The organism is Methylobacterium haplocladii (assembly GCF_007992175.1).
Lineage (GTDB): Bacteria > Pseudomonadota > Alphaproteobacteria > Rhizobiales > Beijerinckiaceae > Methylobacterium > Methylobacterium haplocladii.
Map to the genome: position 1 here is coordinate 1 of NZ_BJZT01000034.1, position 16332 is coordinate 16332.

The following is a 16332-nucleotide window of genomic DNA, read 5'->3' on the forward strand; positions in this document are numbered from 1 at the left end:
GGGCGACTCCGAGCCGACCCGGTCATCGCCCGCCTCGTCGCGGCGCGGCCGGGGCTGCGCGTGCCGGGCGCCTGGGATGGGTTCGAGCTCGCCGTACGCGGTATCCTCGGCCAGCAGGTCTCGGTGACAGCGGCAACCCGGCTCGCGGGCAAGTTGGTGGCGGCCTTCGGCGCGCCGCTGACGGGGCAAGGGGCGGGCCTCACCCACGTCTTTCCCTCGCCCGAGGCCCTGGTCGAGGCCGATATCTCGCTCGTCCTGAACATGCCGCGCGCCCGCGGCGCGGCGATCCGGGCTGTGGCCGCGGCCGTGATGGCCGAGCCCGATCTTTTCGGAGCGGGTCAGGGGCTGGAGGCGGCCGTCGCCCGTTTGAAGGCCTTGCCCGGCATCGGCGACTGGACGGCGCATTACATCGCGATGCGGGCGCTCCGAGAGCCGGACGCCCTGCCCGCCGGCGATATCGGCCTGATGCGCGCCCTCGATACCGGCTCGGGCCGCCCCACGCCGCGGGACTTGCACGCGCGCGCCGAGGCGTGGCGGCCGTTCCGGGCTTATGCTGCGATGCATCTCTGGGCGAGCGATGCCGAGACGGAAGCCGCGAAGATCGCAGCTAAGCTCGCGACGCGGTTCGATCGATGAGCGGCCATCGTCCGACAAAATTGCCGAGCAAGAGCCGGGATGCCGGGGAAGGGGACCTCGGTCAGGGTGTGGTCATCGTAGCCGACGCCGACAAGGAGACCCGAGCCATGCAGATCCGGGCCGTCGAACGCCCGCGAAACCGCGCTGCCGACACGAGCGACGAAGCGCGCTGGGCCGCCTTCAGCGCGGCCGACAAGACCGCCGACGGCAGCTTCGTCACGGCGGTGAAGACCACGGGCATCTATTGCCGCCCGAGTTGCCCGGCCAAGCGCGCCAAGCGCGAGAACGTCCGGTTCTACGCCACCTGTGCGGAAGCGGAATCCGCAGGATTCCGACCGTGCAAGCGCTGCCGGCCGGACGCAGCCTCGCGCGACGAGGTCCAGGCGGAGGCCGTGGCGCGTGCCTGCCGGCTGATCGAGGAGGCCGAGACGCCGCCCGCCCTCGATGCGCTCGCACAAGCGGCCGGCATGAGCCCCTACCACTTCCACCGCACCTTCCGGCGGATCACCGGCGTGACGCCGAAGGCCTATGCCGGGGCTCATCGCGCTGGCCGCGTCGCCACCGGCCTGCGCGCTGCGCGCACCGTCACGGAAGCCGTGTACGATGCCGGCTACAACGCCGCGAGCCGGTTCTATGCCGAGGCGGGCGAGCGGCTCGGGATGAGTCCGACGACCTATCGCCAGGGCGGGGAGGGCACCGCGATCCGCTTCGCCATCGGGGAATGCTCGCTGGGGTCGATCCTGGTCGCCGCAACGGCGAAAGGCGTCTGTTCCATCATGATGGACGACGACCCGGACGCGCTGGTGCGCGCGCTGCAGGACCGCTTCCCCAAGGCCGAGCTGACCGGCGGCGATGCCGGCTTCGAGACGCTCGTGGCGCAGGTGGTCGGGATGGCCGACGCGCCCGGCCGCAGCGTCGCGCTGCCCCTCGACATCCACGGCACGGCCTTCCAGCAGAAGGTCTGGGAGGCCCTGAAACGCATTCCGGCCGGCACGACCGCGACCTACACGGAAGTTGCCCGCGCCATCGGCGAGCCGAATGCGGTACGGGCCGTGGCGCGGGCCTGCGGGGCGAATCCGGTGGCGCTGGCGATTCCCTGCCATCGGGTGGTGCGCTCGGACGGCTCGCTCTCGGGCTATCGCTGGGGCGTCGCGCGCAAGCGCAGCCTGATCGAACGGGAGCGGGGCTGACGCCGGTATCCTGCCGGACATCGCGCAATCCTCGTCCAGACGAACGCCGCATCCGCAGCCGCGTGCGCGACCCGACGACGGTCATCCTTCACCATGCTGCGTGACGGGCTTGCGCCGGGGAGGGGCCGACGCGATCGTTCCGTCAAACGAAGAGGAGCCGATCATGCGAAGCCTTGCCGCACTCCGCCCCCTCGCCCTGGCCGCCGTCGTCGCATTCGCGCCCCCCGATGCCGGGCACGCCGCTCCCGCGCCGCAGCCGACCGCCTATCGCAGCGTGACGGTCGACGGCCTCTCGATCTTCTACCGCGAAGCGGGGCCAAGGGATGCGCCGACGCTCCTTCTCCTCCACGGCTTCCCCTCGTCCTCGCGGATGTGGGAGCCGCTGCTGTCGCGGCTGTCGGACCGTTATCACCTCGTCGCACCGGACTATCCGGGCTTCGGTCACAGCGATGCGCCGGAGTCCGAGCGCTTCGCCTACACCTTCGACCATCTCGCAGAGATCACGGACCGGCTCACCCAGGCGCTTGGCCTCGCGCGCTATGCACTGGTCGTGCAGGATTACGGCGGCCCGGTCGGCTTCCGCCTCGCGCTGGCGCATCCCGAGCGCGTCACGGCGCTGGTGGTGCAGAACGCTGTGGCGCACGAGGACGGCCTCGGCCCACTCTGGGAGCCGCGGCGCGCCTATTGGGCCGACCGGTCGGCCCATGAAGCGGCGTTGCGCGAAAACCTGCTCTCGCTCGCGGCGACGCGACAGCGCCATGTCGGCACCAGCCCGCACCCTGAGCGCTACGACCCCGATCTCTGGACCGACGAGTTCGCGCATCTGAGCCGGCCCGGGCAGATGCCGATCCAGAGCGACCTCTTCTACGATTACCGCACCAACGTGGCGTCGTACCCGCGCTGGCAGGCTTGGCTGCGCGAGTGGCAGCCGCCGACGCTCGTCGTCTGGGGCCGCTACGATCCCTCCTTCGCGGTGGCCGGCGCCGCGGCCTACGCCCGCGACGTGGCGGCGGCGGAGATCCACCTCGTCGAGGCCGGACATTTCGCCCTGGACGAGGCGCCGGATCAGGTCGCCACGCTGATGCGGGGCTTTCTGGACCGAACCCTCGGCGGGCGCTGAGGCGTCGGCTGTAACTTTTGTCGCACCCCGCCCGTACCGGCCTCAGGGCTCGAATGGACAGGGACGGACGTCATGAGACGGCTTCGGATCGCGGTGTTGCTCGCCGGCGCGCTCATCGGCAGCCCGGTTTTCGCGGAGCCGATCAGCTGGCAGGGCTGGCGGCAGGATCTGTTCGCCCGCGCCAAGGCTGAGAACAAACTCGTGATCCTCGATCTCGAAGCGGTCTGGTGCCACTGGTGCCACGTGATGGAGCAGAAGACCTACGGCGACGCCGCGGTCTCGGAGCTCATCGCCCAAAAATACATCGCGGTGCGGGCCGACCAGGATGCCAATCCCGATCTCTCGAGCCGCTATGGCGACTGGGGCTGGCCGGCGACCATCGTGTTCGCGCCCGACGGCACAGAGATCGCCAAGCTGCGCGGCTTCGTCGAGCCGGAACGGATGGCGGCTTTGCTGAACGCGGCGGTCGAGGACCCGACGCCGGGACCGTCCGTGGCCGAGGCGCTGAAAGTCGTCCCGGCCGAGACGCATACGCTCGGCAAGGAGCAGCTCGGCGCGCTGAACGAAAGCTACGCCGATGCCTGGGACGCGGAGAATGCCGGCTGGGGCCAGCCGCTGAAATACATCGACGCCGACAGCCTCGATCTTGCCGTGGCCCGCGCCGAGGCAGGGGACACGAAGGCCGAGCGGCAGGCCCGGCGTACCCTCGACAAGGCGCTGGTGCTGATCGATCCGGTCTGGGGCGGAGTCTACCAGTACTCGGACAAGCCCGACTGGTCCGCGCCGCACTACGAAAAAATCATGTCGTTCCAGGCGCAGTACCTGCGCCAGTACAGCCAGGCCTATGCCCGATGGCACGACCCGCGATACCGTTCCGCCGCGAATAGGATCGCAGGCTATCTCACGACGTTTCTGAAGAGCCCCGAGGGCGCCTTCTACGTCAGCCAGGACGCGGATCTCAGCCACGATGTCGACGGGCACGTCTATTACGCCCTCGACGATGCCGGCCGCCGGGCGAAGGGCCTGCCGAAGATCGACACGCACATATACGCCCGCGAGAACGGCTGGGCGATCAGCGGCCTGACAGCCTACGCGAATGCGGCGAGCGATCCGGAGGCGCTGAAGGCGGCCGAGACCGCCGCGCGCTGGGTGCAGGCGAACCGTGCAGTGCCCGGCGGCGGCTTTCGCCACGGCGCAGACGATCGCGGCGGGCCGTTCCTCGGCGACACCCTCGCCATGGCGCAGGCTTTTCTCGATCTCTACGCGGCGACGGGCGACCGGACCTGGCTGGCGTCCGCCGAGGGGGCAGGGGCTTTCATCGCCAAAACGTTCGAGGACGAGGACGGCGGCTTCACCAGCGCGGCACAAGCCGAGGGCGACAGCGGCGCGCTCGCCAAACCCGCGAAGTCCCTCGACGACCAGATCGCGGCGGCGCGCGTCCTCAACCTGCTGGCGCAGTACACCGGCAAGCCGGGCGACCGCGATCTCGCGCTCCACGCCATGCGCTACGTCGCCGGCGCCCTGCCCGAGATCGAGCGGCCGCTCGCCGGCGCGCTGCTGGCCGACCGGGAACTGAGCGCGGCTCCGACCCACATGACCGTGGTCGGCCCGAAATCCGATCCGGCCGCGCGCGAACTGTTCGCCGCCGCGCGCGCTCTGCCGGCGAGCTACAAGCGCCTCGACTGGTGGGACAGGAGCGAGGGCCGGCTGCCGAACCCCGATGTCGACTATCCCGAGATCGACCAGCCGGCGGCCTTCGCTTGCAGTGGCCATCTCTGCTCGCTGCCGACATTCACCGCAGCGGATCTGAAGGCGACGGTCGCTCAGATGGACGCGATGAGCCTCGCGGATTCGGCCAAGCGTCGGACGGACCCGGCGCGCTGATCCGACGCTGGGGCATGGCGTCGCGAATATTTTCGTCGCCCGCGTAACTTTTCGGAGGCGCGTCTCGTACAGCCTCGGGAACAGGTAGGAGAAACCCACCGGCGCCCCTCGGAGATCGCAGCCGCGATGTCCGGAGCGCCGGGTCTCCGGACCGGTTCGATCGATCGTGCTGCAGGGCCGGAAAGCGACGCCGCCAGAGGGGGCTGGGCTTTTCCGCGAAAGACGGCACGCCAACGAACGCGAGAGGATGCCTTCCATGAAGATGACCGCCAAGTCCGGTGTCGCCACCGCCGCCGCCACGATGTTCCTCGCCGGTGTCGCGATGACCCCCGTCGCCTATGCGAAATCCGCCAAGGGTCATTGCCAGGGCGCGAACGCCTGCAAGGGCCAGGGCGCCTGCAAGACCGCTCAGAATGCCTGCAAGGGCCAGAACGCCTGCAAGGGCCAGGGCTTCACGATGTCGTCCAAGTCCGCTTGCGGCAAGGCCGGCGGCGAGTTCTCGAAGGGCTGATCACCTCTCTTCGGAATGGGCCCGGCGGCGATCGCCGGGCCCTTTTCGTTTCAAGGACCGGGCTTGACGAAAGGGGCAGCGCCTCCGAGCCTCGCGTCCACACGACAGGGTCATCGCCATGATGCTGAACGAATGGACGACCGTCGTTGACGGCGAGGCGCGATCCGTTTCCGAGGACCGGCCCGGCCGGAGACCGGCCGCCAAGAAGCCCGATTTCCTCGGCTTCGGCCTGGGGCTGCGTGCCCAGCACTACACCGACATCCTCGACGGCGATCCGCCGATCGACTGGTTCGAGGTGATCAGCGAAAACTACATGATCCCGGGCGGGCGCCCGCTGCAGATCCTCGACCGGATCCGCGCGCGCTATCCCGTCGTGATGCACGGCGTCTCGCTCTCGATCGCCTCCACCGCGCCGCCGGACTACGACTACCTGAAGGAGCTCAAGGCGCTGGCGCAGCGCGTCGAGCCGAAATGGATCTCCGACCACCTCTGCTGGACCGGCGTCCACGGCAAGAACCTGCATGACCTGCTGCCGATCCCCTACACGCAGGAATCCCTCGACCACGTCGCGAGCCGGGTCCACCTCGTGCAGGACTACCTCTGCCGGGCGCTGACGCTCGAGAACGTCTCGACCTACGTGCAATTCTCGAATTCCGAGATGACCGAGTGGGAGTTCATCTCCGAGCTCTCCCGCCGCACCGGCTGCTGGCTGCTGTTCGACGTCAACAACGTCTACGTCTCGGCCTTCAACCACGGCTACGATCCCTACACCTTCCTGGAAGGCATCCCGCAGGATCGCGTCGTGCAGTTCCACATGGCCGGCCACAGCCACATGGGCACGCACATCATCGACACGCACGACCAGCCGGTCTGCGACGACGTCTGGGATCTCTACCGGGCGGCGCTGAAGCGCTTCGGCCCGGTCTCGACCATCATCGAGCGCGACGACAACATCCCGCCGCTCGCCGAACTCCTCGTCGAGATGGAGCAGACCCGCAGCGCCGCCCGCGAGATCCTGGGGGATGCCGCGATCCCGCGCACGCAGCGGGCCAACGGATGAGCGGCTTCGCGCAGCAGCAGGCCGACTTCCAGCGCGCGATCCTGGAGGGCGACGCGGGCGTGCTCGCCGAGATCCTGGACAGCACGAAGGAGCGGCGCGACGTACTGTTCTCGGTCTACCGACACGCCTACGGCGCGCGCCTCGTCGAGGTGATGCGCAACGAGAACCCGCTGCTCCACGCCTATCTCGGCGACGACGGCTTCGACGAGATGGCCCGCGCCTACATCGCCGCGCGGCCCTCCCGGCATCCGAACCTGCGCTGGTTCTGCCAGGGGCTGCCGGAGTTCCTGGCCGCCACCGAGCCCTATCGCGACTATCGGGCCGTAGGCGAGGTCTCGGGCATCGAGACCGCTTTGTCCGACGCCTTCGATGCCCCGGATGGGGCGGTGCTGACGCTGACCGATTTCGGCGAGGTCGCGCCGGATTCCTTCAAGGATCTCGTCTTTCAGCCCCATCCGAGCGCGCGCCGCCTCGACCTGAAGACCAACGCCTTCGCGATCTGGGACGCGCTCAAGGAGGAAACGACTCCGCCCGAGGTCGAGACCCCGGCTGAGCCGGAACGCTTGATCGTCTGGCGCGAGGACCTCACCGCGATGATCCGCCCGATGTCCGCGGAAGAGGCGATGATGTGGGACGAGGCCTGCTCTGCGGTGCCCTTCGGCGTGCTCTGCGAGATGGCGGCGACCTACGACGATCCCGACAACGCGGCCGGGCGGGCGGCGGGCTATCTGCAGGGATGGGTGAGTACGGGCATGTTGGGCGGCTTCACGATCGGCGGTTGAGTTCACGCGACGGTCGCCGGCACATCCGAAGGGCAGGCGATGGTCCAGCTCAAGCCGACCCGGAGTGCTTTCCTGCTCGGCGGGGCTGCCGCACTGGTCGCCGTCTCGTCGAAGGCCGGGCGCGGTGCCGGCTCCGAATTCCTCGCCGGCGAAGGCATGCCCTATGCCGCCTTCGACCGGTTGCCCAGGACCGATATCGTCGTCGAGGGTGGCACCATCCACGTCGGATTCGCGCCGGGTGCGCTCGCGCTGCCACGCGCCGAGATCTTCGACTGGGTCCGCCGCTCGGCCACGGCCGTGACCACTTACTACGGGCGCTTTCCGGTTCGGTCGCTGCGGCTGCTGATCGTGCCCGTCGGCGGTCCAGGCGTGCAGGGCGGCACGACCTGGGGCTATCGCGGCGCGGCGATCCGGATACTCGTCGGAGCCGAGGCGGATACGGCCGACCTGAGCCGCGACTGGATGATGGTGCACGAGATGGTGCACACCGCGCTGCCCGACATGGACCAGCGCTCGAACTGGTTGTCCGAAGGCCTCGCCGTCTACGTCGAGCCGGTCGCGCGGGTCCAGGCCGGCGACCTCTCGCCCCAGACGATCTGGGCCGACATGGTCCGCGACATGCCGCAGGGCCTTCCCGGCCGCGGCGATGCCGGGCTCAAGGGTACGCAGCGCTGGGGTCGCATCTACTGGGGCGGTGCCGTCTTCTGCCTGATAGCCGATGTCGGAATCCGCAAGGCCACGGGCAATCGCCTTGGCCTGCGGGACGCCATGCGCGGCGTTCTCACGGCGGGCGGCAGCCACGAGGTCGACTGGCCGATCCGCCGCATCCTGGCGACGGCCGACAGGTCCGTGGGCGTCGGCGTGCTCTCGGACCTCTATGCCGACATGGGGCTCCGCCCGACCGCTCCGGACCTGGCCGCGTTGTGGCGCGACCTCGGGATCGTCGCGACGCGCGGCGGCATCCGCTTCGACGACGCGGCTACCCTCGCCCCGATCCGATCCGCCATCACGGCGCCATAGCCCATTTGCGCGCCGAACCCAGGCCACACCGATTCGCGCCGGACGCCAATCGAGCCAGCGGCGTCCCCGGGAATGGTCGCTCGGTTCCAGCGAGACGTGGTCATTAAAGATCCGTATCCAAGATTGATTCAACCCTCAATCAAAGCTCTTTCTCAAATTTGAACGAAACTGAGGCTACTGTTTTCGGTTCACGGCCTCAAGCAATCAACTTTTGAAGAACTGACAATGAACTCTTGCGTGGATATCGACTTGATCCATATGAGACCTAAGACCGAGGCAGGAGACGGAGTCATGCCCCATCTCGACATCGATTCATCGCAGAGCTTGCCTGAGCCGGTCGTCGTCTGGCTCGATCCATCACGTCCGGAATTCGGCACGACGATCATCTCCACAGTTCCCGATGGGCTGGCGGCGCTGAACCGGCACGGCATCGACGACGCGCGGCACGGCCCCCATGCCCAGTTGTGGCAGGATGCGGCCGTCGCGCTGTCCTCGGCGAAGCTCGAACCGAGCCCCTGCAACCTGCGGCTCGCCTTCGACACCATGTTGCGGCTCGTGAAGCGTGTGGCCCCTGTCCCAACCCGTATCCGCGTGCTCTCGGCGCCCCGTGGCCTGCGTGAGCGCGTGCAGGGTCTGCTGGCACCATCCAGCCTGGGTTTCGCGGCTCAACGGCCCGAGGGCGCAAGCCGGGCCGATTGACGGTTGCCGGACCCAAGCGGTCGGGCACTTCTCGTGAAGTCAGCGTCGGCGGACCGGGACTTGCTGCTTCCGGTCCATGCGTTCGGGTGGCGCAGCCACGCCTTGGACGCCTGCAGCGCAGCGGAAGGTGATCCGGTCCCGGCCAGAAGCACCGCGTCCGCGTCGCGATCCGAGCACCGCAATCGTCGGAGCGCCTCGGGACGCCAGCCGGGGCTCGAGTCCGCCTCCGCTGGCGTCCCACCCGTCCGGAGGTCGGTGCGGAGAACACTGTAGGCATCACCGGGCGAGGCATGAAACCGGCGGCGCATCGAGCGCGCCGCCGGTTCGATGTGGGGGAACGGCGGACCGGCCTCCCCTCGGATGCCGTCCGCTCAGATCCCGTCGAACCGCCCGCTGGCATGGGCCAGCATCGTGTAGACCTTGCCCGTCTCGGAGGTCAGGTAGGCGTCGGCGCGCTTGCTGTCGCGGTCGTTCTTCGTGACCTCGCCGAGGAGCCGTTCGAACTCGCCGACGTAGCGGTCGACCGTGCGGCGGAACTCGCCGTCGCTGCCGTAGCGCTGCTTCAGGTCCTGGAAGGTCTCGCGGCCTTGAGCCGTGTAGAGCCGGCCGTCGAACAGGTTCGGGTCGCCCCGGCGGTAGCGGTTCCACAGGTCCACCGCCGCCTGATGGTCGACCATCTTGGCGATGTCGGTGGAAATGCCGTCGAGCGTCGTGCGGCTGGCCGTGGAGGCGGCCGGCGTCGCGGCAACGGTGCCGCTGGCGGGGGCAGGGGCGTCGCCCTCGTCGTCGTCGAGGGAAGCGCGGGTCAGCAGGTCGGAGAGCCAGCCGCGGTTGCCGCCGGCGCGGGGCGCGGTCTGGCTCGGCCGGGAAGCCGACTGGACGAGCTGCGCGGTCCCCGATGACGGCGCCGGGCGCGAGGCGGTCTGTGCCGGTGCCTGCGGTGCCCCCTTGAAGGCGCTCGGAGCCGGGGAGGGCGCGGACTGCGGTGCCGCTTGAGCGGGCGCCCTCGCCGGCTCGGCGACGGACCCGCCGCGGCCGGATTCGGCCACGCGGCGCTGTTCGATGGCCTGGGGCTGCACAACGTCGGCCCCGCGGTTGGAGCGCGAGACGAGGCTGGCGAGGGCGTTGAGCGCCTCGATCTGCTCGGAGACGACCCGGCGCATCTCGCTGGTCTGATCCTGCGTCTCGCGCGGGATCTCCAGCACGCCGCGCTGGATCTCGGCGCGGGTGGCATCGAGCTCGCGGCGGATCTCGGCGGCCATCGCGTTCATCGCGGTGACCGATTCTCCGAAGCCGGCGGAGGCGGCGGTGAGCGCTTCCGTCATTTGGCTCGAGGCCGAAGCGATCGTCGCCTTGACGGCGGCGACCGTGCGCTCGCTCTGCTCGTCGGCACCCGAGCGCAGGCGCTCGAAATCGCCTGTGACGCTGCTGCCGGCGGTGATGGCGGCCTGCGACAGGCCTTCGCCGATCTCCTTGGCCCGCGCCTCGGCGGCGCGCAACGTGTCCCCGACGCTGGCCGAGAACCGGGCCGACTGCGCCTCGAGCGCCTGCGAGCGCTCCTCGATCCGGGCGAGCACGCCCTCGACGTCGCCCTGGCGACCTTTCAGGGTTTCGGCGAGGCGACTCTCGATCGTCTCGATCGAACCGGCGGCACCGGTCAGGCTCGCGACATGGGTCTGGGTCTGCTCGCCGAGGCTGCGGCTGCGGGCATCGAGCGAGGCGGCGAGCGCCGCCGCCTCTGTAAGGACGCCCTGCGAGACCTCGCGCAAGGCCACCACCTGGGTCGAGACGCCCTCGGTGGCGCGGCTCGCCTCGCCGACGATCTGGCCGATCGCCGCCTGGATCTGCTCGACACGGCCGGCAAGGCCATGCTCGATCGCGTCAAGATTGCCCGTCGCGCCGGAGACCAGATCACGCATGGCGGTGTTGGCACCCTCGATGCGGCCGAGCACGCCGCCGAGGTTGCGACCGAGCAGCTCGTTGGCCTGGGCGAGGGAGGCGGTGGAGCGCGTCGTGCCCTCCTCGATTGCAGTCCGCAGCGCCTCGGCCGAGGCGCCGGTGCGGGCGACGAATTCGTCGGCGCGTTCGCGTAGCGCCTCGACCAGCGGGGTGCCGTGTTCTGCGAGAGCACGCTCGATCTGCGCGCCGCGCTCGGACAAGGCGGTGGCGACCGCGGCGGCCGGACCATCGACGGTCTGGCGCAGGCGATCGGTATGGCTGGCGATGCCCTCAATGACGGCGCGGCCGCGGCCGTCGATGGCCTCGACGACGGAGGCGGTCCCGTCCGCGAGGGTGCGAGCGACGGATTCGGCGCTGCCGTCGAGGCGTCGGGCGAGATCCTCGACCTGGGCCTCGATGAGTCCGGCGGCGGCCTCGGTGCGCTGGCGCATGGTGTCGGCGACGGCGGCGTTGCGGCTGTCGAGGAGCGCGGCGACGGCCTCGTTGCGCTGGTCGAGCACGCGGGCGAGCGCGCTGGCATGGGCCTCGGCCAGCGCCGCCTGCTTGTTCACGCGCTCGTCCATCGCCGCGATGGTACGGGCGGTGCGCTCGTCGACGAGGCCGGCGAAGGCGTCGTGGCGCTCGTCGAAGGCGTCGGCGAGGGCGTCGGCGCGCGAGGCGACCAGCGTGGCGAAAGTCTTCATCCGGCTGTCGATCCGGCTGGTGAAGTCCTGGCTGCGGTCGTCGAAAGCCTGGGTGATGCCGGCGCCTTGCGTCTCGACGAGACTGCCGAGCGCGCGCAGGCGCTCGTCGAACAATGCGGCGATGCCGTGCGAACGCTGGTCGACTTGCTGGGTCAGCGCGCTCACGCGGTTCTCGAAGACGCCGTCGAGTTGGCCGAGGCGGTCGTCGAACATCGCAGCCAGCGCGTTGGTGCGGGTCTCCATCGCGCCGGTGGTGTGGCCGAGACCGGCTTCGACGACCGACAGGAACTCGCGGGCCTTGTCGGCAAGGCCTTCGTGCAGCGGCCGGATCCGGCTGTCGAAGCCTTCGCCGAGGGCGCTCGCATGGGTGTCGAGCAGCCCGCGGACCTCGCCGGCATGGCTGTCGAGCACGGATTGGATGCCGCGGACGCGCTCGTCGACGCTGGCGCGGAAGCGGTCCGTGCCGGTGTCGAGCTGGCCGCGGATCGTTCCGGTGCCTTCCTCGACCACGCGGCGCAGATCCTGGGTGCGGGTGTCGAGGAGGTCGCGGATCTCGTGGGTGCGGGTCGCGACGGCCTCGCCGAGGCGTCCGGCGCCGTCGCCGACCAGCCGGTCCGCCTCCTCGACGATGGTGCGCAGGCTCGACAGGATGGTCTGGCTGCGTTGGTCGAGGGCCTGCGTGAGGGAGTCGCCGCCGCCGTCGAACAGGCGCGCGATCTCGGAGACGCGACCATCGAGCGAGCCGACGACGCGGTTGCCGCGCTCGTCGATGGTCGAGACCATCGCCGCGGTGCGCTCGTCGAAGAGCTGATTGAAGGCGTCGGTGCGCTCGTCGAAGGCACGGCGGATCGCGTCGGCATGGCTGGCGAGGGCCTGACTGGTGCCACCGCTGCGGGTCTCGACGAAGGCGACGATCTCGCGGGTGCGGCTCGACAGGTCGTCGGCGGCGGCGCGCAGGCGCGCCTCGATCAGGCGGACGGCGTCGACCGCCTGGGCGTCGAGGGTCTCGTCGAGGGCGCGGGCGCGCTCCTCCAGCGTGGTGCCGACGGCGTCGAGGCGGCTGAGCACGCCGGTGTCGAAGCGGTTGGCGCTCTCGTCGAGACGGGCGACGAGGTCGGTGGTCTGCTGGGTGAAGCGGGCACCGAGATCGCCCGCGCGGGCGCCCAGCGTTTCGTCGATGGCGCGGGCGCGCTCCTCGAGCGTGGCGCCGACGGCGGTGAGGCGGTTCAGCACGCCGCTGTCGATGCGGCCGGCGCTCTCGTCGAGGCGGGCGACGAGGTCGGAGGTCTGGCGCTCGATGCGCGCGCCGATCTCGCCGGCGCGGGCCGCGAGCGTCTCATCGAGGACCTGCGTGCGGGCGCCGAGCTGTGTGTCGATGCTCCCGACGAGGCCGGCGATGGTGGCGCGAATCTCCTCGGAACGCTGCGCCGAGCGCTCCTCGAGCTGGCCGAGATGGGCGTCTACGGCCTCGCGCGCCTCGCGGGTGCGCTCGGCGATGCGGTCGGCCATCGACTGGCCCTGCACGGTGATGATCCGGTCCATCTGTTCGAGATGACCACCCACGGTGCCGGTGAGCGCATGGGTATCGCGCGAAATCTTCTCCGCGAGGATGTCACCCCGGGCGATGGTCTCCTGCAGGGCGGCGAAGCGGTTGTTGAGGACGTCGTCGACGGCCCGGGCGCGGCTGTCGGCGGTCTCGGCGAAGGCGGTGCCGGTCCGGGTCAGCACGTCGTTGATGCGCGCCGCCTGGGTCGTCATCGCGAGCACGATCTCGTGTCCGGCCGAGGCGAGGCGGTTCTGTGCGTCGTCGGTATGGGTCGAGAGCAGCCCGGTGAGGCTGTCGCCGTGCTGGCCGAAGCGCGACTCCAGCTCGCCCATGCGGGCGCCCAGCGCCTCGCCGATCCCTGCCGAGGCGAAGGCGAGGGCACCGGTGGCCTCTTCGGCGCGGGCCTGGAGCCCGTCACCGAGGCGGGCGATGGCGGCTTCGACGGCCTGGAGAGAAGCGTCCGTGCGCGTGCCGATTTCGCCAGCGAAGCCCTCGGAGGAGGACCGGAAGCGCTCCAAGATCTGGGCGGTGCGGGCCTCGACATGGCCGGCCGAGTCGTCGGCCGCCTGGCGCAGGCCTTGGGATGCTTCCTCGAAGCGCAGGGTGGCCGAGGCCAGGCGCTGCACGACGGTGCCGCCCGCGCTGTCGGCCGTGTCGCGGAAGCGGGCGACGGCATCGCCGGCATGGCTCTCGAAGGTGGTACCGATCCGGGAGAGGGCCGTCTCGACCTCTGCGACGGCCTCGCGGCCGCGCTGCGCCATCAGGCCGGAGACGCGCTCGGCCGACGCGTCGAGCCCGGTTGCGAGGTCGTTGCCGTGAACGGTGACGGTCTCGTGCAGGCGGTGAGCGGCCGCCTCGATCCGGCCGGCGAGTTCCGCGCCGCGCTCGCCGACGCTGCCGGCGATGTGCTCGGCCGAGGCGGTGAGCTCGTCGCGCACGCTGCCGGCGCGGGCCGTGAAGGCCTCGACCACGCCGCTGGCGGTGAGGGCCAGCGCAGCCTGCGCGTCGCGGCCGCGGGCGTCTATGGTATCGGAGACGCCGGCGCCGGCCGCCTCGATCTCGTTGCGCAAAGCCGCGCTGCGGGCGGCGATGTCGTCGGTGAGCGAGACGCCGGCCGCGGTGAAGTCGCGGCGGAAGGCGTCGCCCGTGTCGGCGAAACGCGCGGTGATCTCGGAACCGGTCGCGGCGAAGCGCTCGGACAGTTCGCCGCCGCGGGCGAGGAAGGCCGCTTCCAGCTCCTGCGCCGAGCGCTCGAAGCTCTCGCGGACCTCGCCGCCCTGGCGGCCGAGCATGGTGACGACGCCCGAACCGGTCTCCTGGAGGGCGCGCGCGACCGTGCCGGCATGGTCGGACAGGCTCGCGGTCAGCGTGCCGCTCGCCGCCTCGAAGGCGCGGGCGACCTCGTTGGCGCGGGTCTCGAACGTGCGGGTCATGGTGTCGCCGGACTCGGCGATGCCGGCCCGCACGCTTTCGTTGGTGGCGAGCAGGCGCTGGATCAGCTCGTCGCCGCGGGTCGAGACCAGCCCGACCACGCGCTCGCCGGCCTCGCCCAGCGCGCCGGTGATGGCCTCGCCGCGGCTCTCCAGGGCACCGGTGACGCGGTCGCCCGCGCCGGTGACGGCGTTGACGATGCGCTCGGCGGCGCCCTCGAGCTCCTGGCTGAGGTTCTGGTGCGAACCGGTGATGGCGCCGCGCACGCGCTCCGCGTTGGCGACGATGGATTCACGCTGTGCGACGAGCTCGTCGACGAGGGTACGGATGCGGATCTCGTTGTCGGAATAAGCCCGTTCCAGGGTGGCGATCTCGCCGCGCACCAGGGTCTCCAACTCGCCGGCACGGGCCAGCGCCCGCTCGACGCCGTCGCCGACGGCGGCGACCTCACGGCGCACCGTCTGGGACATGGTCAGCACGGCATCCGTCGAGAACGACTCGGGCTCCGCCAGCCGGATCGCGACCTCGCCGACCGCGCGGGCGACGAGACGCATCTCCTGGGCGCGGACCGCGAGCATCGCAGTGATCAGGAAGAGCAGGATCGGGCCGGCGAGCGCCGTCGCGCCGACGGCGGCCTGCAGGGCGGTCAGTGCCGTGATGTAGCTCTTGAGGTCTCCGCCGGACTGGTTCCAGGCGAGTGCGATCAGGCCGTTCAGCCACAGGAACGAGAAGATGGCCGCGAAGACGTAGGGCTTGCGGGAAGGGCGGACGCGCAGCGTCTGCTGCAGCACACCGATGCTCTGGCGGTCGTCGTTCGCCACGAGCGAGCGGTCGGGCGGCAGCAACCCGCCCTCGCGCCGGGAACGGCCCCGCTCCGCCTGCGGCAGCCCGTTTCCGAAATCGAGGGGCGGGGGAGCCAGCCGCCCGCTCGGGTCGTTCAACGGATCGTTGTCGCCGACATCGGGCATGCGCGGCTCGACACGATCGTTGGCCGGACGCTCGGTGGCGTCCCCGAAGGACAGCCCCATCGGCGGCTCGGCGAAGGAGCCCTTCGCCCGGCCCTCGGATGACAGATCGAGATTCGACATGTCCAGGGCCAAGGCCTGCTCGATCGCGGAGAGGGCGGCCTCCGCCGGATCCTTGAGCTTCTTTTCCGTGGCCATGAAACGCCTCGTTACACGCGGCCTCCGCATCGGGACGAGCCCGGGCGGAGACGGATTTACCCGTTCGTCCTCGAAGTTTAGTCCCCGCTGCGGGTGCCGGATACCCGAGCATGGCGGGAGCGGACAAAAACCTTAACGGAATGGTTACCAAGCCGGCGGAACCACTCGGACAGGCAGCTTATGTCATGGCGCTCCAACGCTTAAACGGTGCGGCGCAGCCGAACCTCGGCTGTGGACAGATCGACCCGAAATCATAACGCGATCCGGAAAACGGAGTCGGGAGACGGACTTGGCCGACGAAACGCTTATCGATCGAGCCCATCTCGAGGCCCAGACAGGCGGCGACGACGATTTCGCAAATGAGCTTCTCGGCCTGTTCTCGGAGCAGTGCCGGCGCCTGATGCCGGGCCTCGAGAACGTGTCGCTGTCGGCAACCGAGCGTGCCGATCTCGCCCATACGCTGAAGGGTTCGGCGCTCGGCGTCGGTACGACGCGGATCGCGAGCCGCGCGTCGGAGGCGGAGGACGCGCTGCGGGCCGGGAGCCCGGCTGTGCCCGATCTCGTCCAAGCGCTGGCGCTCGCGGTCGACGAGACGCTCGCGGTCCTCGCCGGGCAGGGCTAACGCTCTGGCGGATCAGGCGGCCCTCT

At 70.3% G+C, this 16332-nt stretch carries 10 protein-coding genes and 1 pseudogene; 10 read left to right on the plus strand and 1 reads right to left on the minus strand.

What is annotated here, in order from left to right:
* The 9 genes and pseudogenes from MHA02_RS15425 to MHA02_RS15465 all read left to right on the plus strand — a co-directional run.
* Window positions 1–636 (plus strand): annotated as a pseudogene (locus tag MHA02_RS15425) (DNA-3-methyladenine glycosylase 2); the annotation flags it as partial.
* Window positions 637–743: 107 nt separating this feature from the next.
* Entirely contained in the window at window positions 744–1826 is a 1083-nt protein-coding gene (ada, locus tag MHA02_RS15430; RefSeq protein WP_147080203.1) for a bifunctional DNA-binding transcriptional regulator/O6-methylguanine-DNA methyltransferase Ada, read from the plus strand.
* 163 nt (window positions 1827–1989) lie between these two features.
* Window positions 1990–2946, plus strand: a complete 957-nt coding sequence (locus MHA02_RS15435) for an alpha/beta fold hydrolase (RefSeq protein WP_147080205.1) — start codon at window positions 1990–1992, stop codon at window positions 2944–2946.
* Window positions 2947–3018: 72 nt separating this feature from the next.
* The gene (locus MHA02_RS15440) at window positions 3019–4830 is read left to right on the plus strand and encodes a thioredoxin domain-containing protein (RefSeq protein ID WP_147080207.1); all 1812 of its coding nucleotides are present in this window, start codon (window positions 3019–3021) and stop codon (window positions 4828–4830) included.
* Window positions 4831–5086: 256 nt separating this feature from the next.
* Window positions 5087–5341 (plus strand): BufA2 family periplasmic bufferin-type metallophore, encoded by a 255-nt coding sequence (bufA2, locus tag MHA02_RS15445; protein WP_147080209.1) that lies wholly within the window; start codon window positions 5087–5089, stop codon window positions 5339–5341.
* A 118-nt stretch (window positions 5342–5459) separates the two neighbouring features.
* On the plus strand, window positions 5460–6401 hold the full coding sequence (gene bufB, locus MHA02_RS15450) for an MNIO family bufferin maturase (protein ID WP_238180122.1): 942 nt from the start codon (window positions 5460–5462) through the stop codon (window positions 6399–6401).
* Window positions 6398–7183 (plus strand): HvfC/BufC N-terminal domain-containing protein, encoded by a 786-nt coding sequence (locus MHA02_RS15455; RefSeq protein ID WP_147080211.1) that lies wholly within the window; start codon window positions 6398–6400, stop codon window positions 7181–7183. The genes bufB and MHA02_RS15455 overlap by 4 nt, the downstream gene beginning before the upstream one ends.
* Before the next feature lie 39 nt (window positions 7184–7222).
* Complete coding sequence (locus tag MHA02_RS15460; protein WP_238180123.1) at window positions 7223–8203, plus strand: hypothetical protein; 981 nt, start codon at window positions 7223–7225, stop codon at window positions 8201–8203.
* A 291-nt stretch (window positions 8204–8494) separates the two neighbouring features.
* Window positions 8495–8902 (plus strand): hypothetical protein, encoded by a 408-nt coding sequence (locus MHA02_RS15465; RefSeq protein ID WP_147080213.1) that lies wholly within the window; start codon window positions 8495–8497, stop codon window positions 8900–8902.
* Between the two features lie 371 nt (window positions 8903–9273).
* Here the strand turns inward: MHA02_RS15465 and MHA02_RS15470 are convergent, their stop codons facing one another.
* Window positions 9274–15684, minus strand: coding sequence for an apolipoprotein A-IV repeat region-like domain-containing protein (locus MHA02_RS15470; protein ID WP_147080215.1), 6411 nt, complete (start codon window positions 15682–15684; stop codon window positions 9274–9276).
* 289 nt (window positions 15685–15973) lie between these two features.
* On the opposite strand from MHA02_RS15470, the gene MHA02_RS15475 reads away from it, so the two are divergent.
* The gene (locus tag MHA02_RS15475) at window positions 15974–16306 is read left to right on the plus strand and encodes an Hpt domain-containing protein (RefSeq protein WP_238180124.1); all 333 of its coding nucleotides are present in this window, start codon (window positions 15974–15976) and stop codon (window positions 16304–16306) included.
* The last annotated feature ends 26 nt before the right edge of the window (window positions 16307–16332 follow it).